The sequence below is a fragment of the Lysinibacillus sphaericus genome, assembly GCF_001629735.1.
Lineage (GTDB): Bacteria > Bacillota > Bacilli > Bacillales_A > Planococcaceae > Lysinibacillus > Lysinibacillus pinottii.
Window position 1 is genome coordinate 4,520,314 of the sequence record NZ_CP015224.1, and the last position, 20,087, is coordinate 4,540,400.

The 20,087-nt window shown below is 36.3% G+C and carries 14 protein-coding genes; 5 read left to right on the plus strand and 9 right to left on the minus strand.

Annotated features, from left to right (window positions below):
• Nucleotides 1–82: 82 nt before the first annotated feature.
• Both A2J09_RS21930 and pruA read right to left on the minus strand, forming a co-directional pair.
• Nucleotides 83–2,062: an S-layer homology domain-containing protein gene (locus tag A2J09_RS21930; RefSeq protein WP_012292873.1), complete on the minus strand. Its 1,980-nt coding sequence runs from the start codon at nucleotides 2,060–2,062 to the stop codon at nucleotides 83–85.
• A 262-nt stretch (nucleotides 2,063–2,324) separates the two neighbouring features.
• Nucleotides 2,325–3,869 carry an L-glutamate gamma-semialdehyde dehydrogenase gene (gene pruA / locus A2J09_RS21935; protein WP_061504551.1) on the minus strand — a complete coding sequence of 515 codons (1,545 nt, stop codon included), beginning with the start codon at nucleotides 3,867–3,869 and terminating at the stop codon, nucleotides 2,325–2,327.
• A gap of 177 nt (nucleotides 3,870–4,046) precedes the next feature.
• Here pruA and A2J09_RS21940 point away from each other — a divergent pair, with 177 nt between their 5' ends.
• The gene (locus tag A2J09_RS21940) at nucleotides 4,047–5,384 is read left to right on the plus strand and encodes an AAA-type ATPase lid domain-containing protein (protein WP_012292877.1); all 1,338 of its coding nucleotides are present in this window, start codon (nucleotides 4,047–4,049) and stop codon (nucleotides 5,382–5,384) included.
• A gap of 124 nt (nucleotides 5,385–5,508) precedes the next feature.
• Here the strand turns inward: A2J09_RS21940 and A2J09_RS21945 are convergent, their stop codons facing one another.
• A complete protein-coding gene (locus A2J09_RS21945; protein ID WP_012292878.1) occupies nucleotides 5,509–6,483 on the minus strand; it encodes a proline dehydrogenase family protein in 975 nt (324 codons plus the stop codon).
• Nucleotides 6,484–7,094: 611 nt separating this feature from the next.
• Between A2J09_RS21945 and A2J09_RS21950 the strand changes: the two genes are divergently transcribed.
• Nucleotides 7,095–7,715, plus strand: coding sequence for a TetR/AcrR family transcriptional regulator (locus A2J09_RS21950; protein ID WP_031418674.1), 621 nt, complete (start codon nucleotides 7,095–7,097; stop codon nucleotides 7,713–7,715).
• Nucleotides 7,716–7,739: 24 nt separating this feature from the next.
• Here A2J09_RS21950 and A2J09_RS21955 read toward each other — a convergent pair whose 3' ends face one another.
• Together A2J09_RS21955 and brnQ are read right to left on the minus strand one after the other, a co-directional pair.
• Entirely contained in the window at nucleotides 7,740–9,113 is a 1,374-nt protein-coding gene (locus tag A2J09_RS21955) for a S41 family peptidase (RefSeq protein WP_012292880.1), read from the minus strand.
• Nucleotides 9,114–9,305: 192 nt separating this feature from the next.
• Complete coding sequence (gene brnQ, locus A2J09_RS21960; protein WP_036160825.1) at nucleotides 9,306–10,637, minus strand: branched-chain amino acid transport system II carrier protein; 1,332 nt, start codon at nucleotides 10,635–10,637, stop codon at nucleotides 9,306–9,308.
• A 249-nt stretch (nucleotides 10,638–10,886) separates the two neighbouring features.
• Between brnQ and A2J09_RS21965 the strand changes: the two genes are divergently transcribed.
• Nucleotides 10,887–11,783: a C40 family peptidase gene (locus A2J09_RS21965; RefSeq protein WP_012292883.1), complete on the plus strand. Its 897-nt coding sequence runs from the start codon at nucleotides 10,887–10,889 to the stop codon at nucleotides 11,781–11,783.
• Nucleotides 11,784–11,872: 89 nt separating this feature from the next.
• Here A2J09_RS21965 and A2J09_RS21970 read toward each other — a convergent pair whose 3' ends face one another.
• The gene (locus tag A2J09_RS21970) at nucleotides 11,873–12,769 is read right to left on the minus strand and encodes an accessory Sec system S-layer assembly protein (RefSeq protein WP_031418678.1); all 897 of its coding nucleotides are present in this window, start codon (nucleotides 12,767–12,769) and stop codon (nucleotides 11,873–11,875) included.
• The gene (gene secA2 / locus A2J09_RS21975) at nucleotides 12,769–15,132 is read right to left on the minus strand and encodes an accessory Sec system translocase SecA2 (protein WP_031418679.1); all 2,364 of its coding nucleotides are present in this window, start codon (nucleotides 15,130–15,132) and stop codon (nucleotides 12,769–12,771) included. Before secA2 ends, A2J09_RS21970 begins: the two co-directional genes overlap by 1 nt.
• Nucleotides 15,133–15,356: 224 nt before the next feature.
• Between secA2 and A2J09_RS21980 the strand changes: the two genes are divergently transcribed.
• A complete protein-coding gene (locus tag A2J09_RS21980; RefSeq protein WP_031418680.1) occupies nucleotides 15,357–16,424 on the plus strand; it encodes a glycosyltransferase family 4 protein in 1,068 nt (355 codons plus the stop codon).
• A gap of 481 nt (nucleotides 16,425–16,905) precedes the next feature.
• On the opposite strand, the gene A2J09_RS21990 is transcribed toward A2J09_RS21980, so the two are convergent.
• On the minus strand, nucleotides 16,906–17,967 hold the full coding sequence (locus A2J09_RS21990) for an LCP family protein (RefSeq protein WP_031418683.1): 1,062 nt from the start codon (nucleotides 17,965–17,967) through the stop codon (nucleotides 16,906–16,908).
• A 149-nt stretch (nucleotides 17,968–18,116) separates the two neighbouring features.
• A complete protein-coding gene (locus A2J09_RS21995; RefSeq protein WP_012292889.1) occupies nucleotides 18,117–18,752 on the minus strand; it encodes a YigZ family protein in 636 nt (211 codons plus the stop codon).
• Nucleotides 18,753–18,917: 165 nt separating this feature from the next.
• Here A2J09_RS21995 and A2J09_RS22000 point away from each other — a divergent pair, with 165 nt between their 5' ends.
• On the plus strand, nucleotides 18,918–20,066 hold the full coding sequence (locus A2J09_RS22000; protein WP_012292890.1) for a sensor histidine kinase: 1,149 nt from the start codon (nucleotides 18,918–18,920) through the stop codon (nucleotides 20,064–20,066).
• Nucleotides 20,067–20,087: the final 21 nt, after the last annotated feature.

The window sequence follows — 20,087 nt, forward strand, 5'->3', positions numbered from 1 at the left end:
TCTTTACTAATAACTACCCAGTTTCCCAAACAATAAACAATTAAAGCTACCTTCCATTGTTGGAGAGGTAGCTTTTTGGGTTTTATTTTACTGTATTAATGAATTTAATATAATCCTTACTAATATAAGCTGGTTCTGAGTGTAATTTATCTGAAATCACTTGATACCAACCATTTGTTCCAGTATCTGTGACAATGACAGGCATATTACTTTTATTAAAGGTGAATAGTGGACTTTGCTGTGTTGATGCATCAGCACGAACATTTAGACCAGCGGTTGTTGTTAGTGCAATTTTATACGGGCTATTAGCATCTTTATAGCCCAATACTTTTTCTGCACGATAATAGTGTCCAGCAATTTTGGCTCCCCAGAAAGGGTCAGAGGCGTATTTGACGTTAAATCCAATCGCTTTAGAGCCAACGACTGAACCATTTGTATAACGTCCGCCAGGCGTAATGTAATTGGGCTGTAGAAACTTTTCGACAAGCTCATTAATGTTTGCGCCAACACTATCAAATTTTTTGTTTAGAGGATTTGTATCATATACATATAAACCAAATAGGTTATTAAAATTTTGAGCATGATCGCTCATTCCGTAGGCACTCTCATGCTGTGCAAGTGCTAAAATAAGCATGGCGTTAATATGAGCATTCGCTTCTATATCTTTTAACACGGAACCTAAACCAATCAGTTTACTTTTCGTTGTAGCATTTTTATAAATAGAAGCACCTGAGCTTTCAACCTCAGCTAGCTTTTGCATAATATATTGATCAATTTCTTCAGCTGTATATTGTGTCGTAGCTCGAGCAGGTAAGAATTGATAGTAATTATAGCCTTCACCTTTTGAAGAGCCGTTCACATTCGTAAAATTAATACCATCCCAGCTAAAGTATTTCTCACCTTGCTTCATAAAGCTAGGGGCCTTGCCGTAGACGTAACTAGATGAGTACTTATTGGATTTATAATCGTATAAGGTATGTTTAATTTCACCATTTTCATTTGTATAATAAGCGCGTCCCTTTACTAAAGCAGAAGGGATTAAGGTAACGTCTGCTTGTTTTAAAGAGCCAACATGTCCAGCTAGACGTACTCTAACGTGAGTCGCATCACTACCTAGATACTCCATTTCTGTATTAGCAGCAATTGCAATTTGATCCTTAATCGTCTCGGAATTTAATGCGACATAATTATTTGTGACAATCATACCCGAAGACATTTTTATAATCTTATTATTTTGAGTAACCACTAAAGAACCGTTTGTCACTGCTTTTTCAGCAGCTTCAAAGCTAGTATAGGATTGCTTGTCTACTAAATTACCATTTGTGATTTCTTTGACAATAAATGCAGCATTCTCATTATTATTGTTACCTGAATTATTGTCGTTACCAGAGTTGCCGTTATTATTAGAATTACCAGTATTACCGTTGCTATCAGTATTCCCATCATTATTTTCAACAGTATCAGCAAGGAGAATTAAGCGAAGTATAAAAGTTGAAGCTTCAGCAATGGTAGCATTGTCTCTAGGTAAGAACATGCCGTTAGAGCTTCCTTTAATAAGTCCCAATTGAGCTCCTATGGCAATGTCCTGACGGAAATCTTTGAAAATAGTAGCATTGTCTTTAAATGTAATAGAGGAAGTCCCTTTTGGGATTTTTAAATAATCAACCGCTCTAATTAACATAACGGCCATATGCTCTCTTGAGATACGTTCTTCAGGCTTAAATGTGCCGTCTGTGTAGCCGGTAATTATTCCAGCAGTAGCAGCAAGCTTGATTTCATTGGCCAATAAATATGTGTCAGAGACATCTGTAAACGTTATAGTATCTTTTGTCTTTAAGTTTAAAGCTTTTGCTATGTATGTGGCGAATTCACCGCGTGTAACAGTATCATTCGGACGATAGCTGCCATTTGCATCTTTCAGCAAGGCTCCTTTGGAAATCAAATAACGCAGACCACTTTCATGCATATGTCCTGATAGCTCATCAGCATAGGCCTTTTGGGGTTGCGAAATGAGTACGCTAACAAGCATCATGAGTAACATTAAAATTGATAGTTTTTTCATAGTTTTACCCTCCTAAACTGTTATCATTTTAACAAAGTTACAGAATCAAGTTAAGGGTCAAATGTTAGAAATATCATAAAATATACCAGATTGTTATAGGAGAAAAGTATCCTTTTGGCTTATATAGAGAACGTAATAGTGGAATCTGAGAGGGAAGTGAATCAAAATTCACATGAGTTTCTTCTATTATATATAGGTTTGAGTGAAACAATAAAAAAAGCCGTACATATTAAACTATGTACGGCTTTTATGCTGGAAAATATTATAGCATTTCAGAAGTTGTTTTTGCTTGCATGTGAAGTTGTAGGTAGTCTGGGCCACCAGCTTTTGAGTCTGTACCTGACATGTTGAAGCCACCAAATGGTTGGTAGCCAACAATCGCACCTGTACAACCACGGTTGAAGTAAAGGTTTCCAACATGGAATTCTTCACGTGCTTTTTCTAAGTTCATGCGGTTTGTCGTAATGACAGCACCTGTTAAACCGTATTCTGTATCGTTCGCAATTTCAATCGCATGATCGAAATCCTTTGCTTTTGCAATCGCTACTACTGGTCCGAAGATTTCTTCTTTCATAATACGTGCAGAAGGCTCTACGTCCGCAAATACAGTTGGTTGTACGAAGTAACCTACTGTATCATCTGCTGTACCACCAGCTACTAGACGACCTTCGCCTTTACCGATTTCGATGTATTCCGTAATTTTATTGAATGCTGCTTGGTCAATAACCGTTGCCATGAAGTTGCTGAAATCTGTTGGATCTCCAACTGTTAATGCGTTTGTTAACTCTTCTACACGGTTCACTACTTGGTCATACACATCTTCTACGATAACAGCACGAGAACATGCTGAACATTTTTGACCTGAGAAACCAAATGCTGATTTCACGATCGATTGTGCAGCTAATTCAAGATCTGCTTCTTTATCGACAACGATTGTATCTTTACCGCCCATTTCAGCGATAACGCGTTTGATCCAAATTTGACCATCATTTAGGACAGATGCTCGTTGGTTAATACGTAAACCAACATCACGTGAACCTGTGAAGCTGATGAAACGAGTTTTTGGGTGATCCACTAAGTAGTCGCCCACTTCAGCACCAGAACCTGGTACAAAGTTAACAGCTCCTGCTGGAAGACCTGCTTCTTCTAATACTTCGATAAATTTATATGCCACTACTGGTGTTGTAGAAGCTGGTTTTAGTAATACTGTGTTACCTGTTACTAAAGCAGCCACTGTTGTACCAGCCATAATCGCAAATGGGAAGTTCCAAGGAGAGATGACGATACCGATTCCTAGTGGAATATAGTCATAGCGGTTGTATTCACCTGGACGGCTTTCTACTGGTTGACCGTTTTTAATACGTAGCATTTGGCGACCATAGTATTCTAAGAAGTCGATTGCTTCTGCTGTATCTGCATCTGCCTCAGCCCATGGTTTCCCAGCTTCTTTTGTTAATAATGCTGAGAATTCATGTTTACGACGACGAATAATAGCTGCTGCTTTGAAAAGAACGTCTGCACGAATAGCTGGATCTACCTTTTTCCAAGTTTTGAATGTTTCATCTGCTGCTTGCATCGCTTTTTCAGCTAAATCTTTGCTTGCTTTTGACACACGGCCGATAACTTCTGTTTTCTTTGCAGGATTGTACGAAACAATTTTATCTTCCGTTGTAATACGCTCACCACCGATAATAAGTGGGTAGTCTTGCCCTAAGTAACCTTCAACTTTATTTAAAGCCTCTACATAAGCATTGTAGTTTGCCTCTTGTGAAAAATCTGTGAATGGTTCGTGTTTGTATGGAATCATATCTGTTTCCTCCCCTGGATAAAGGGTGCAAAATGATTATGCACCTTTAAAGATTTTGTTAATTATATAATGCAATATAATTTGGCATTAATCAACTAATTTTAAAACTTTTTTAATTATTGCATCTGTTTTTCGTATTGGTGTTAGAATAAGCATAATGGAATACAGGAGGACAAGATGGATAATAATGTATTACTAAGCATTTATAAATACGTCATTGAAAAAGGTGATATGGGAATCTGCGTTGTGGATACAGAAGGCAAATTGCTCATTTACAATAAAAAAATGCGAGAACTAGAAGGCGTGAATGAAGACGAGTATGAGGAGAGGCGAGCAATAGAAATCATTGATTTCGAAATCGAAAAAAGCGATATCTTTAAAGTTCTAAGTTCTGAAACGCCAGTTCTACATGTGAAAAAAACGTATTGGAATAAAAAAAATCAAGAAGTGACCTACATAAGCAATATTTATCCGTTGCACTATGAGGGTGTTTTAGTAGGGGCTGTAGAGTTTGCTCGGGATATTACGCAGCTTGAATATATGATGTATCAGCCATTAAGAAGATACGGTGCACCGCTAACATTTGATATTATTACGGCTGTCTCCGAAGTTATGAAGGGTGTCATTGAAAAGGCAAAAATTGTCGCCTTGAGCAGAATGCCTGTTGTGCTAATAGGGGAGTCAGGTACTGGAATTGATATGATTGCTGAGGGGATTCATCATGATCTAAACGTGCAAAATGATATGTTTATCGCATTAATTTGCCGGCGAGATGAGCAAACAGTGTTGAATCAATTTGAAAAATACATTGTTGAAAAAGAGAGAATTACTTTTTTTGCTGAACGCATCGAATATTTATCACTCGAGGCACAAGAAAAGATTGTCGAGCTATTCAACGATCATCCAAATCATCAGCATGTTTTAATTGCTAGTGTTGGCAAAGACCCAATAGATTTGATTCAAAAACAGGAGCTTTCTAAAAAACTGTACCGCTTATTTTCTGGAATCACAATTTATGTACCACCTTTGCGTGAAAGAAAAGAAGATATGATGCCATTTATTGATGATTACTTCAAAAGGCATCGTGATAGCTTTGGCTCAACGATTCAAGGACTTTCGGAAGAAGTTCAAGAGATATTTTTGAAATATGATTGGCCAGGTAATTTAAAGGAATTAGAAGTATTGCTGGATGAAATTACCTCTCTGATTACCAATGAAACGGTCGTAGAATCCCATATGCTACCTGTTCATTTTAAATGGAAAATCCAAAGTACATGTGAGGAAACAGAAAATGAAGTATCAACAAGTGATTTGTTTGTCATTAAAAATCAGCAAGACATTCGACCATTAGATGTCTACATGAAAGAGGTGGAGGAATATTATATTTCCAAGGCTTTAGACTTTCATCAAGGTAATATCTCCAAAACCGCGGCTGCATTGGGAATTCGACGACAAAGTTTACAATATCGCGTAAAAAACTATAAGCTCAATAAAAAAAGCGAAAACATGGATTAACAATGTTTTCGCTTTTTTTGATAGCTTGTTTAGAATGACGGATAAAGCAGTCGAACTGACGGATAGAATTCCGAAAGTGACGGCTAGAATTATCGAACTGTTGGATAGTCACTAGCCTTAAGTCTTATTTTCCTTTTTTTGAAAGACGACCAAGGGCGAAGGCTGCTGCTCCTAAGCCAATTGCTAGGTTTGTTTTTTTATTAAACACTTGTTTTGTTACAAGTGCTACGTTTTGTGGGCGCTCAGCTAGACGGCGCATAAAGTAACCGTACCAGTCGTTACCAAATGGTAGGTATGTGCAGAAATTATAGCCTTCACGTGCAAGGTCTAACTGCATTTCTTTACGGAAACCATATAGCATTTGGAATTCAAACTTATCATTTGGAACGTTATGCTGTTTAACGAATTGCTTCACATGATTAATAACATTGTGGTCATGAGTAGCGATAGAAGTAAATTTACCATGTAACAAGTGATGTTCGATTAGCTTCAAATAGTTCCGGTCGATATCACCCTTTGATTGATATGCTACACTTTCTGGCTCTTTGTAAGCACCTTTTACAATACGTAAACGGAAGTTTTTGTACTTCTCAATATTTTCCTCTGACTCGAAGAAGTAAGCTTGAATAACAGTTCCCACATTATCAAATTCTTTGTGTAACTCCTCTAATAATTCAAAAGAGCTGTGTAAACGTTCATAATTTTCCATATCGAAATTCACGAAAATATTATATTGATGTGCAAGCTCTACGATTTCTTTTAGGTTTTCGTAGCAAAATGCGTAATCAATATCTAACCCTAATTGGGAAGGTTTAAGTGAAATATGAGCATCTAGTTGCTCATCGTGAATCGCTTGGACAACAGCTAAAATATTATTTTTTGCAGCAGTTGCTTCTGATTTCTCATAAACGAACTCTCCAAGATTGTCGACTGTACAAGAAATATTCGCTTTATTTAATTCTTTAATAGATTGGACAACTTCAGGTAAGCTAGTGCCTGCAACAACACTTTGTGCCCCCATTTTTAGACCATATTTTTGTGCAGCGCTATTTAATACTTTGTTTTCTGATAAGTAAATGAAAAAATCACGTAGTACCATTTTTATGCCTCCAAAATTGAAAATTTTAAATTCTTGGCGATTATAACACTTTTTTCGAAAAGTAAAATGGGATGATTTTTAGAAAAAAATTTTTTGAACAGATGACTGAGGAGGTAAACTCTTGGCGTAATTGATTTTTCGAATTTAAAAACGGCCATAAAAAATATTTTTTCAAAAAAAAGGACTTTTCAAAATAATAGTTTTGTTTTATGTTAAAATTTTTGTCTTAAAACGGAAGTGCTGCTTTATTGAAGGAGTTTATTGCTATAATTTTGCTAATTTATTGGGTGAAAGAGTGTTTATTTAAACCCAATCTATAAGAAAAAAAGAAATAAGTGAAATCCTTCTATTGATAATATGTTGATATAATTTTATGGTATGGATAATTGAGGTATTTTGGAAATTAAATAAAAAATATACACTTTTTAGTGTAATCATAAATCTATCATTTATAGTAAAAATTTAAAAGGTGTATTATAATACAATGGTGTATAATCATGAATAAAAAATGCACATGTTATGAAAATTTAGTTACTTTTGATTAAGAATAGTGTGTCTATTAGTGATGCTAAGGGATTAGGGCGACTATAAACTGAGATAAGGTGGAAAGTATGGCAAGGGGTAGAAAATTTAATTCAAATGGTGAACGAAGCAAACAACTATTACTTGAAAAAGCGATAGAGCTATTTTCTGATAAAGGATATCATCATACAAAAATTAGTGATATTGTGAAGGCTGCTAATGTAACACAGCCTACTTTTTATTTATACTTTAAAAGTAAAGATGCACTTTATAATGATTTGAACTTGCAATTTCAGAGTGGCTTTTTTGAAGCGATGAATAGTAAATCCTCTGATAGTATGGCTAATGGATTAGAAGCATTTATTTCGATTTTAGAACAAAAACTGTCAAAATTGTTTCTCTACATAATCGAAAATCCGAAGCTATCAAAAATCGGTTTTATAGAATCTAAGCAGGCAATTTTAGTAAAATCTCAACTAACGCAAGAATTAATCCATCTTATTTATCTTCATGATTGTGACAAGGATTTACAACGTTATCGTGTAGATATTAAAATTTTAATAGATTCTTTAGTTGGATCGATGGAGAGACTGATTTTAACCAATTTACTAGAGCAAAAAAGATTGCCAGCAGAACTAGCAAACGATATTGTACAATTATATTTTTGGAAAACTGAAGAAATCATACAAAAATCCTCCCATCAGTCGTAATGTAGATTGATGGGAGGATTTTTCTTAATTTTCAAATTTTATGTGCTGATAATAACCTTTTTGTCCCTTGCTTTGTTTATTCGGATGAATGAGTAGCATATATTCCTGATTGAGTGATAAAGGACTCGTTGGAGTAACAATTAATGTTTGCCCTTCGACTTTAGTAGTGGCTAATACTTCATCGCCCCCTAAAGCAATAAGTTGAATAGACCCCTTATCCATTTGTGAAACAAGTGCTGTAGGTAGTTTCACCGTTATTTTTCCTGTTTGAATGCTAGTCTTCCCAATTGAAAGCTTTTTATATTTAGGGTATTGCTCCTTTATGGCATCAAAATGTGCCTGGAAAATAGGCGCTGTTGTTGTTTGAATATTGGGTTTGACTCCTACTTCATGAATGGTTTGCTGGGCAGGACCTGTAAATTTGCCTACAGTTAATTTTAAGTAGCTTCCGTCATGGAGCATATAAAAGCCCTGCATGGCGCCCTTCCCGTAAGTAGTTTCACCGTATAAAATAGCTGCTTTTTGGTCTTTTAATGATGCAGAAAGCATTTCAGAAGCACTAGCGCTGTATCGATTGACTAAAATACGCGTATTTACTGGAAACTTCGTATTTTGCTTAACGGCTGGTATTGTATAAGAGGCATGTGCTTCCTCTAATAGATACGCAACTTTTGCTGATGGAAATAGACCTGTAAGCTCTTCAGCTGTTGTAACATACCCGCCACCGTTATTTTGTAAATCGAAGATAAACGATTTAGCACCGCGCTTTTTTAAATCAGCTAACGCTTTTTTGACAAGCTGTGCACCATCTTCTGAAAATGAAGCTAGTGAAATGTAGCCAACATGCCCAAACAATAATTTAGATTGTACATTTGGTAATGTGAATTTTTTTCGTGTAATGGTTTTTGTCGTCGTCGTTTCATTACTATGTTTAAGTGTAACTTTCACCTGACTACCTTCATGACCAGTTAAGAGAGAAGAGGTCTCCTGTGTAGAACGACCAATAATTGACTCACCATTTACTGCAATAATGATATCTCCTGCTTGTAAGCCTGCATCAAATGCACCACTGCCCTCAATTACTTGTAAAATATGAATACCATCTTCGTGCTCTTCAATCACAACACCGATGCCGATGGATGATAAATTGATGCTATTCATATAATCTTCAAATTCTTGTTTTGTAAAATAAGTGGAGTAAGGATCCAGCATATCAATAATTTCTGCGATGGATGTAGCCTTTTCTAAGTTTCCGTTAATCGTCCCCACATACGTATTCTGTATAATATCCTTTACTTCTCTTACTAACGATTGTTCATGGCTAGCTGCTTGCGTAGATGTTAGTGGTAGGAGAAAGAAGCCTAGAATAAATACGAACGGCCATATTAATTTTTTCATTGAACACCTCTTTTCTAGAACTCACAATAGGAATGTATGTCCTCCTAGTTAATGGATGGATACATTTTACAATTGAGTATCTAGTTTTTATTATACATGAACGATAGAAATAGTGGATGAATTTAATGTCATAGAAAAAGAATCTACTTGCCTTGTATAGCAAGTAGATTCTCATGAAAAATGTCAGGTCCATTAAGCCGAGACTTGATTGTTAAATAGTTTATAAATAATAAAACCGATAAATGCACCAACAATGGCTGGTACAAGCCATCCTAAGTTTTGCTCATACAATGGCAAGGCTTGAAGAATATTTTCATATGAAGTGATTTCGATTTTCATTTGCTTTAATCCATCATATAGGCTGACAAGGAAGGTAGGGATTAACGCTAAAATATAAACAATTTGTCCACCTTTAAAGAAGTGATCCATTAATGATAGCACCATCAATACCATGGCTATTGGATAAATGATTAACAGCACAGGTAGAGATGCTTTAATAATTGTTGAAAGCCCTACATTTGTAATGGCTGTACTAAAAATAGTAAAGACGATTAAGAATGTTTTGTAGGATACTTTTGGGAATAGTTTATGGAAAAATTGTGCGTTGGCAGTTAGTAAACCTACAGCTGTTGAAATACAAGCTAGTAAAATAGTCGCAGACAAAATAATACTTCCTAGACTTCCAAAAAGTACTTCTGCTGATTTTGCAATAATATCTCCACCATTCGCAGAAGTACCAATGGCAGCAATGCTTGTATTACCGATATGACCGAGTGAGATGTAAACAAAAGATAAACCAATTGCTGCAACAACACCAGCAAATATAGTTGTATTGACTTGCTTTTTCTTATCTGTCATGCCCATATCGCGTAATGCTTGTAAAATAACGATACCGAATACAAGAGCGCTCAGAACATCCATTGTTAAGTATCCCTGTACAAATCCTTCAGCAAATGGGGAGCTAATATAGTTTCCAACCGCTTCCCCAGGCTCGCCCATTGGAGAAAGAAAGCTTTTGACAGCCAGCAATAAAATGACAAGAAGTAGGACAGGGGTTAAGATTTTTCCTACTCGATCGACAAGCTTCGAAGGGTTAATGGATAAATAAAGGATTAAGGTAAAAAACAAAATAGATGTAATGAAAAGAGGTGCCCAATGATCCTTCATACCTTCTGAAAGAAAAGGGGCAATTCCAATTTCATAGGACACCGATCCAGTTCGTGGTACAGCAAAAAACGGGCCAATTGCTAAATATACAATAGATGTAAAGAGTATACCAAAAGCGGGGCTAACACGATTGGCGAGCAGTTGTAAATCGCCTCCTGCTTTAGCGACAGCAACGATAGCTAATAATGGTAAACCGACACCTGTAATTAGGAAGCCAATCATGGCTACTGAGATATTTTCACCTGCTTGTTGACCTAATAACGGTGGAAAAATAATATTCCCAGCACCCAAGAATAAGGCAAATAGTAGTAATCCTACTGCTAAATTTCCTTTGAGGAAATGCATGATGTTTTTCATAAGTTAAAAACTCCTTTAAGATTGAAAAGATGAAACTTTCTAAAAATTTTAAATACAGAAGTGTATGTTATCATAGGAACTAAATTCTTGCAATGAATATACTATTGTAATATAGTCGGATTTCGTCGTTTTCTATAAGTTTGATAAAAAGTTTGAAAAATAGTCAGTATTTCCGATTTTTCATAATATAATTATCTAGTATGATAGACACACAAGGAAATATTCTAGCACGAACGGAGGCACTTTGGTATGCAAAAAACAAAAAAATGGAGAATTCTCGTTTTAAGCACTTTAGCCACTTCATTTTTAACACTACAAACTGCAGAGGCTGCAACATATACTGTACAAAAAGGCGATACTTTATCTAAAATCGCCCAAAATCATCAAGTAACGATTACAGATATTATGAAATGGAATAATCTATCGAAAGATACGATTTATGTGGCTCAAAAGCTTGAAATTCAAAAGCTAGCGACGAATGATAGTAAAAATACTTCAGTTCCATCAACAACCGTAAAGCAGCCAACAACTACTTCTCACACAGTAGCGAAGGGTGATACATTATCCAAAATTGCTAAGCAATATAATGTGACCATTAAGGATATTATGAGTTGGAATAAGCTGGAGAAAGACACAATTTACATTGGACAAGTGTTAAAAATGTCTCCAGGCGCAGTTATTCCCGAGAGCGATTCAATACATAATAATGTGACTTCAGATGCGGGTACACCACCAAAAGTAACATCAAATGATCCTACCACTAATGGACAAGCTATTTATAAGAAGACAATAGAAGTGGCCAATACATTGGTTGGGACACCGTATCTATATGGTGGAAATACACCTGTAGGCCTTGACTGCAGTGGCTTTATTTTCTATACCTTTAATCAAGGTGGCTTAAAAATAGGAAGAGCGAGTAGTGAAGGGTATTTTAATGGCAATACAACGGCTGTACAAAATCCAGTACCTGGTGATTTAGTCTTCTTCGAGAACACATATAAAGAAGGGATTTCTCATATGGGTATTTATCTTGGTGAGAATAAATTTGTCCATGCAGGTACAGATGGTGTAGAAATTTCAGATGTTACGTATCCATACTGGTCATCTAAACTAGTTGCCTATAAACGTTTTGATAATGTGAAATAAAAAACTAGGGATTTTTGCTAGGGCAGAGATCACTAGTGTAGTGGGAACTTATAAAGCCCCTTCTCTTTATTGAGAAGGGGCTTTATGTATTATTGCGTTACACGTGCTGTCCAACGAGAAAGATCAGCGTCTTCTGCATCAACAAGCTCTGCTGGGAAGATAAATGTCCATGGCTTTGTTGAGTTCGGTTGAACAGTTAGAATTGGGTCCATTTTAAAAGAACCTTTTGCAATTTGCTTACCTGTCGAATCAATAATTTCTAAAGGTAATTGCTCTAAATTGATCGCTTTGTTGTGACCATTTCGGATAAAGATGGATACGTTTAGATTACCATTGTCTGCTAGTTTTGCCTGTAGGCCTGTAAAGTTTACCTCAGTTTCACCAAGTTCTGGTAATGTTTTGACGATTTTCTCAAGCTCTTCTTTTTGAGCTGCTGGTAATTGCTTTTCCCATGATGGATCTAGCTCTAATTGGTGACCACGAAGGGAGACAAGGTTAAAGGCAATTTTCCAGCCATCTTCAGGAACTTCGTCTACTTTAATAGTAGATTTTTCAAATTCAAATACCCATGGACGAGCACTTTCTGCCGGAATTGTGCCTAAAGCTTTAAAATCGAATTTTTTAGAAGCGATAAGCTCTTCATTTTTATCTAGAATGAAAAGTTCAATTTCACCTAGCTCAATTGCTTGTGGTAAAGAAGAACGGAAAAATGCACGAACTAGCCATTTTCCAGCGCGAGCCTCTTCAATACTAATAGAAGATAGCGATAATTGATTCGGTTTCAATGGTTCTAGCTCATTCGCAAGGAAGTTAAAGATGTACTTTTGCTCCTGCGGCACATCCCATTCTGGATGAAAGGACAGTTTTGTTACAACATCACGGTGATCACCTTTATTTGCTGTAGCATTTCCTAGCAGGTCTTTAGAGTCAATCGTATTTTCTTGACCGACTTTGTCCGATTTTTTAAAAAATGAAAATAAACCCATTATTGTTCCTCCTGTTGTGCCTCGACTGTTTTCATGAAGCCTGTAATCTCTATTATAATTGAACGACGTAGCTCTTGGAAATTTTTACCGAACAATTCAAGTCCTTCTCGTTGGTAAATTCGCATTGGGTCTTCTTGTTGATAATGGCGTAAGCCGATTCCTTCTTTTAAATGCGTCATTGCCTCTAAATGTCTTACCCAACCACTATCGATATAGCTAAGCATAATTTGTGGAAGAACTTCAATTACTCTTTCATTTTCCGCAAATTTCTCCATATGATTGAGGAGCTCTTGTTCAGAAGGCTGAATATCAGCTAAAATTTGTTTTACTTTACCAACCTCGCGATCGATTGTAACCGGTGTGATGAAAAGGGAGTTAAGTGCATGCTCCATCCGATCATAATCCCAATCTATTGAGGATACATCCTCCGGTGCAGCATCTAGTACAGCGAAGTCAACCGTTTCATGTAGCATTTTTTTCAGCTCGCCCATTAAGTCTTCACCAGCTAAAATTTTGTCTCGTAGTCCGTATAGTACAGTACGTTGATCATTAATAACATCGTCTAACTTTAAGTTATACTCACGCATGCCATACTGAGAACCTTCGACAATACGCTGTGTACGGTCTATTAGCTCCTGAACCTCTTTATTTTGAATAATGCCCTGTTCGTCAACGACCATCTTGGCAGAGAATTTTTCAACTTCTTCTTTTGCATAGCGTCGGAACATATCATCTTCAATAGAGAGAATGAAGCGGCTTTCGCCTATGTCACCCTGTCGACCAGAACGACCACGAAGCTGATTGTCTACACGGCGACTTTCATGCTTTTCGGTACCAATAACATATAAACCACCAAGTTCGTGAACATCATCGCCTAACACGATATCCGTACCACGACCAGCCATATTTGTCGCTACCGTAATACGCCCTTTTTGACCTGCCTGCGAAATAAGCTCAACCTCTTGTTCAACGGTTTTTGCATTTAGTAATTGGAATGTTAATTTTTCCTTTTTTAGATAATCGGCCACTGTCTCAGACTGTAAGATCGATGTTGTACCAATTAAGATAGGCTGTCCTTTTTCGTGGCGCTTTTTAGTTTCGGCTGCCACATACTTATATTTTGCCTCTTGAGTGCTAAAAATAATATCAGGCTGATCGACACGTTGACGTGGACGATTCGTTGGAATTTGTACAACTTCCATGCCATATACTTCACGAATTTCTTTTTCCTGTGTTTTCGCTGTACCCGTCATCCCAGAAAGCTTCGGATACATACGGAAATAGTTCTGAATTGTAATTTGTGCTTGTGATTTATTTTCATCTGTAATAGTGACGCCTTCTTTGGCTTCAATTGCTTGATGTAAACCGTCAGAAAGCGAACGTCCTTCTAAAATACGGCCTGTAAACATGTCCACAAGCTCGATTTTGTCATCTTTCACAATGTAATCCACATCACGTTTAAACATGACATGAGCTCGTACTGCTTGGATGACATAATGGAAAAGTGTTTGATGTTCTAAATCATACAGATTTTCAACATTGAAAGCAGCCTCAATTTTTTCAATACCTTTATCTGTTAGAGATGTAGCCTTTGTTTCATCATCGAAATCATAGTCTTCATCCTTTTTGAAACGTTTAGCTAACATAGCCGCAATGCGATGTAATTCATCATTTGAAGGCATTTTACCTGCGATAATTAAAGGTGTTTTAGCTTCGTCGATTAATACACTATCCACTTCATCAATAATTGCGAAGTGATAAGGACGCTGTACTTTATCTGCTAAGCTATAGGACATATTGTCACGTAAATAGTCGAAACCAAATTCAGTACCCACACCGTATGTAATATCTGCATTGTAGGCTTCTTTTTTCTCATCAGCCTCCATCATTGGAATATTTAAACCAACAGTTAGGCCAAGAAAACGATGAATTTGACCAACTAGCTCATAGTCACGTTTTGCTAGGTAATCATTCACGGTGATGACATGAACGCCTTTACCTTCTAATGCACGTACGTAAGAGGGAAGAGATGCCACTAGTGTTTTACCTTCACCTGTAGGCATTTCAGCAATATTACCTTCTGTTAACACTAGACCACCGATAAGCTGCACATCAAAATGACGCATTCCTAATACACGCTTTGAGGCTTCGCGTACAACAGCAAATGCGTCTGGGATGATTGATGTAATAGGCTCACCTTGTTCTAATTGATTTTTGAAAATAAAAGTCATTTCACGTAATTCGGCATCTGACTTGTCAACATACTTTTGTTCAAGATTATTAATTTGATCTACTATTTTGTAGTAGCGTTTTAATTGACGAGCACTCGTTTGCTCTTTGTTACTTTTGAAAATTGAGAACATGAAATATACGCTCCTTTAATGTTGTCTAAATGCTAGACACTCCATTATTCTATCAAATTTTACGTATGGTGACTACAATTGACTATATAGGAATCTATTAATGCTAAAATGTACAAAATATTTGTGAAATCGTGGAAAATGTTTAGAAAAAGTATATTTCAATGCTTGTTCGTGCTATAATCAATTTGGATTTCAATGTAGATTATTTTTTGAGGAGGAGAGACATGATTTACGTGTCTTTAATAGCAGCATTCGTTGCATCCATTTTGTTAACTCCATTAGTGAAACGTTTAGCATTTAGAATAGGTGCAGTGGACGCACCAAACTATCGAAAAGTACATGCTCGAATTATGCCAAGACTTGGTGGTTTGGCTATTTTCCTTGCATTTATAATTGGTGTAACGATTTTATATTCTTATTTAATTCATACTAAAAATGGCAATAGCGATTATTTAATAGCGATTATTATTGGTGCTTGTATTATAGTAGCGACAGGCGTTGTGGACGATATGCGTGAGATTTCTGCGAAAGCAAAAATGCTTGGTCAGCTGGGTGCTGCTCTCATTATTGTTTTTGTAGGTGGCATTCAAATTGATGTGGTAAACCTACCATTTTTAGGTACATTAGATTTTGGTTTACTAAGTATTCCTTTAACAATCATTTGGATTGTTGGGATTACAAATGCTGTTAATTTAATTGATGGCTTAGATGGTCTAGCTGCTGGTGTATCCACAATAGCGCTGATTACATTAGCGGTCATGGCATTTATTATGAGTAATATGTTTGTATTAGCAATAGCAGCCATTTTAGCTGTAGCTTCACTTGGCTTCTTATTTTATAACTTCCACCCAGCCAAAATCTTTATGGGTGATACAGGAGCACTATTCCTTGGATTTATGATCTCTGTACTAGCGCTACTTGGGTTTAAAAATGTTACGTTCGTTTCTTTAATCATCCCAATTATTATTCTTGGTGTTCCGATTTCTGATACGTTCTTTGCGATTGTTCGACGTGTACGTATGAAGAAGAAATGGTCTGATCCAGATAAATCCCACTTACACCATCGTTTACTGGATATGGGTTTCACACATCGTCAAACTGTACTTATTATTTACGGAATTGCAGTGATGTTTGGATTAGCAGCAATTATTTTCTCAATGGCAAAAGTATGGGGTGCGATTTTACTTGTCGCTGTCATTCTAACAGCTATCGAAATATTTGTAGAAATTATCGGGCTAGCTGGTAAAAACTACAAACCATTATTGAATTTTGTACGAAGCTTTAGTAAATAAAGCTTTGTGACATACTAAAGACTAAAGACGCACTCAAAAAATTGAGTTTGTCTTTAGTCTTTTTTGATTTCCATAACTCCAGATTAGGTCGAAATGCTTCCTGCATGATCTCTACTTTGAGTTGGAATTTTAAGAGAGGACATCTATCCATAAGGGAAGTATACGAAAGAGACGCGAGAACTTCTTGAAGGCTTTTGATTGGGTCAATCGTTGTTTCACAATGCATAGGGCGTTATGCTTTTTCCTCCTTCGCGTCTAACATTTTATTATGAGGTTAGTTGGTTATTGTCACTAACGGAGAGCTGTTTAAAGTAGCAGATTAAAGGGAAAAGAAGGAACAACAAAAAATCTGCTCGTATGGTCGTTATGGCGAATGGAAAAGAGAAGGAGAGATAAACTAAAATGGCGTTGGCTAGAATAAAAAGACCATAGACAAAATTTTCGTCTATGGTCTGAAGGGTCTTATTGTTATACGAACTGATTATTCAACCACTGAATTTTCATCGCTAGCAGCACTATCAGTTCCTGTATTGTTGCTACCACTTGAAGTTAGGCTTGAAGATTCTTCATTTCGGCCAAGATGGTTTTTGAATATTTCCTTTGTTTCTTCCACAGAATCCTGATTTAGCTGGTAATAATAAATACCAGTAGACATATCATCTGTACCTTCTAAAGTTAAAGTGTCGATACGCGGAGCGCCTTTTGATAAGTATGATAAGAACGATTTCATTTCAGTAAATGTCATATCTGTTTTCATATTATCACCAAGTGCCTTGATTACATCATCATACTTTGTGATGGAACCTACAGAAGCTACTTTTTTAATAATAGCTGAAAGAATTTCCTGTTGACGTTTACCACGTTCGATATCGCTATCCTGTTTACGTGTTCTTGCAAGAGCGAGTGCCTCACTACCATTTAAATGCTGTAGTCCTGGCTGTAAATTGATTGTAAACTTATCAAATTCGTCAAGTTCGTGTAAGGCATACGGTACTTCAGCCTCTACACCGCCTAATGCATCGACAACATCAATGAAGGCATTGAAGTTCATTCGTACATAGTAGTCGATTGGGATATCGAATAATTGTTCTACTGTCTCAATCGTAGTAAGGGTCCCACCCATTGCGTGAGCATGAGTGATTTTATCTTTATAGCCGACCTTAGGAATATAAACGTAAGAATCACGAGGGATACTTAACATTTTAACGGTATGTGTTTTATTATTTAATGTTGCTAAAATAAGCGCATCAGAACGTGAATGATCAGAACCTTGTCCACGATTATCACTATCATCAACTCCGACAAATAAAATAGAAACATTATCATGTACGGGTTCTACTTTTTCCTCACGGAGCTTAGATACTTCCCGACCTTCTAATACTTCATGGGCTGAGTTTGCCGCATGCTCTACCTGTTTTGTAAGGTAAACACCATAAGCAGTAACACAAATTACTAAGCTAGCCACTAGGAGTAGTGTAACTTTTATAATTAAGGAAGCTTTAGAAGATCTCTTTTTGAACTTATTAACAGATCTTTTTTTCATATTGGATATATTCTCCTCTTATTATTGGGAATAATAATGCGATAAAGCTAAATTTTATTCAATTACTAAAGAAGTAAACGTGTGGTCCATAAAAATAGCCTAACAAAAAAATTATACTATGCATATTTAGTTTCGACAATTAAAACTATTTATTTGACAATAAATTCTATAAATTGAGCATCTTCGAATGTAATGGATGCTTGTCCATTTGTGATTTCTGTCATCCAACCTCGAAACTGTTCTTCTTCCTCTTTAGGCACAGAGACGATGATTTCGACACCCTCCAAATAACGTATTTCCTCTAACGTATAAGACGAACCTCTTACTTCATTTTCGACTTTCCCGAGCCATGTGTAGTCAATGGCAACTTTCATGAAATGATGAAGCTTGCGTTCCACTACTTGCGCAGCAATAAGACCTTCTGTTGTTGCTTTTCCGTATGCACGTATAAGACCGCCACCGCCGAGTTTAATACCTCCAAAATAGCGTGTCACGACGACGACCGTATCTTTTAGGCCTTGCTTTTTTAAGACCTCTAACATAGGGACGCCAGCCGTACCACTAGGTTCCCCGTCATCATTCGCTTTTTGGATGTGATCATGTTCGCCGATTATATAGGCTGAACAATTATGAGTTGCGTTGTGATGCATTTTTTTTATACGTTCTATAAAAGAAATTGCATCCTCTTCCGTTTCTGCACGTTCTATATAAGTGAGAAAGCGTGATTTAGAAATAACAATTTCGCTTTCACCATATCCTTTTACTGTTAAATAGTTTTCTCTCATCCGTATCAATCTCCTTTTAACTAGAGTTCTATTCTATAATTTTCGTAAAGAAAAAGCATTAAATTTTAGCATGGTAATGCTATAATAGGTGTAGACTATGGAATATAAGAATTTGGTCTATTAAAATAGTAAGTAATCATAAGACATTAGACTGGGGAGTATAGTATGTTTTCAAATGATACCTTCGATTTAAAGTCGCTTGATGACATTTTTAATCGAATGTTAGATACAATCATGAGCTCGAAAGATGATATCTTTATTATAAGCGAACAAAGCCGTATAAGCTTTGAAGATATGCAAAAAGAGCTAGAAATTGTTCGAAAACAAATATCAATTGTAATTGATGAAGGCGACGCATTGGAAAAAAGTACGCAGCTTGCTAAACAAAGACTTGTCTTAGTAAGTAAAGCTTTTGATAATTATACCGAAGAACAAGTTAGAGAAGCATATGAAACTGCACATGATTTTCAAGTAAAGCTCTCCGTTATTAGAACGCAAGAAAAACAGCTACGGGATAAAAGAGATGATCTAGAGAGAAGATTAAGAGGATTACTCGATACGATTGAACGTGCTGATCATATTGTCAATCAGGTAAATGTCGTTTTGAATTACTTAACTTCAGATTTAAAAAATGTTGGTTTAGCGCTTGAACAAGCAAAAATGAAGCAAGATTTTGGGATACGTATTATTGCAGCTCAAGAAGAGGAGCGTAAGCGTTTGTCTAGGGAAATTCATGATGGACCTGCTCAAATGCTTGCAAATGTACTAATGCGCACTGATTTAATAGATAGAACGTATCGTGAAAAAGGCATAGAAAATGCATTGGCAGAAATTGCTGATTTAAAGAAAACGGTGCGAAACGCATTATCTGAGGTGCGACGTATTATTTATGATCTACGACCAATGGCACTTGATGATTTGGGAATTATTCCGACATTAAAGAAGTATTTATCAACAGTCACTGAATATAATCCAGGTGTCGACATTCATTTCCAATCGAGAAGTACTGAAAAACGTATACCTTCCAATTATGAAGTATCCATTTTCCGACTTGTGCAAGAGTGCGTAACAAATGCCATGAAGCATGGAAAATGTAAAGACATTTGGGTAAAGCTTGAGTGGTTAAAAGATGCTGTTAATATCGTTGTTAAAGATGATGGTATAGGCTTTGACCAACAAGTAGTGAAAGACCATTCCTTTGGTATTTTAGGAATGAAAGAACGTATTGAAATTTTAAATGGTACAATTACTATTACTAGTGAAATCAACCGAGGTACAACGGTGTTATTTAAAATTCCGTTAGAAGTAAAGTAACTGTTGCAGAAATTTAGGGGG

What these genes read in the sequence shown, in the direction of transcription:
- A2J09_RS21950 (WP_031418674.1), top strand. Translation starts at nt 7,095, where the DNA reads ATGGCAAGGGGTAGAAAATTTAATTCAAATGGTGAACGAAGCAAACAA.
- A2J09_RS21965 (WP_012292883.1), top strand. Translation starts at nt 10,887, where the DNA reads ATGCAAAAAACAAAAAAATGGAGAATTCTCGTTTTAAGCACTTTAGCC.
- A2J09_RS21980 (WP_031418680.1), top strand. Translation starts at nt 15,357, where the DNA reads ATGATTTACGTGTCTTTAATAGCAGCATTCGTTGCATCCATTTTGTTA.
- A2J09_RS21940 (WP_012292877.1), top strand. Translation starts at nt 4,047, where the DNA reads ATGGATAATAATGTATTACTAAGCATTTATAAATACGTCATTGAAAAA.
- A2J09_RS21990 (WP_031418683.1), bottom strand. Translation starts at nt 17,967, where the DNA reads ATGAAAAAAAGATCTGTTAATAAGTTCAAAAAGAGATCTTCTAAAGCT.
- A2J09_RS21945 (WP_012292878.1), bottom strand. Translation starts at nt 6,483, where the DNA reads ATGGTACTACGTGATTTTTTCATTTACTTATCAGAAAACAAAGTATTA.
- A2J09_RS21970 (WP_031418678.1), bottom strand. Translation starts at nt 12,769, where the DNA reads ATGGGTTTATTTTCATTTTTTAAAAAATCGGACAAAGTCGGTCAAGAA.
- A2J09_RS21995 (WP_012292889.1), bottom strand. Translation starts at nt 18,752, where the DNA reads ATGAGAGAAAACTATTTAACAGTAAAAGGATATGGTGAAAGCGAAATT.
- A2J09_RS21930 (WP_012292873.1), bottom strand. Translation starts at nt 2,062, where the DNA reads ATGAAAAAACTATCAATTTTAATGTTACTCATGATGCTTGTTAGCGTA.
- A2J09_RS21955 (WP_012292880.1), bottom strand. Translation starts at nt 9,113, where the DNA reads ATGAAAAAATTAATATGGCCGTTCGTATTTATTCTAGGCTTCTTTCTC.
- pruA (WP_061504551.1), bottom strand. Translation starts at nt 3,869, where the DNA reads ATGATTCCATACAAACACGAACCATTCACAGATTTTTCACAAGAGGCA.
- A2J09_RS22000 (WP_012292890.1), top strand. Translation starts at nt 18,918, where the DNA reads ATGTTTTCAAATGATACCTTCGATTTAAAGTCGCTTGATGACATTTTT.
- secA2 (WP_031418679.1), bottom strand. Translation starts at nt 15,132, where the DNA reads ATGTTCTCAATTTTCAAAAGTAACAAAGAGCAAACGAGTGCTCGTCAA.
- brnQ (WP_036160825.1), bottom strand. Translation starts at nt 10,637, where the DNA reads ATGAAAAACATCATGCATTTCCTCAAAGGAAATTTAGCAGTAGGATTA.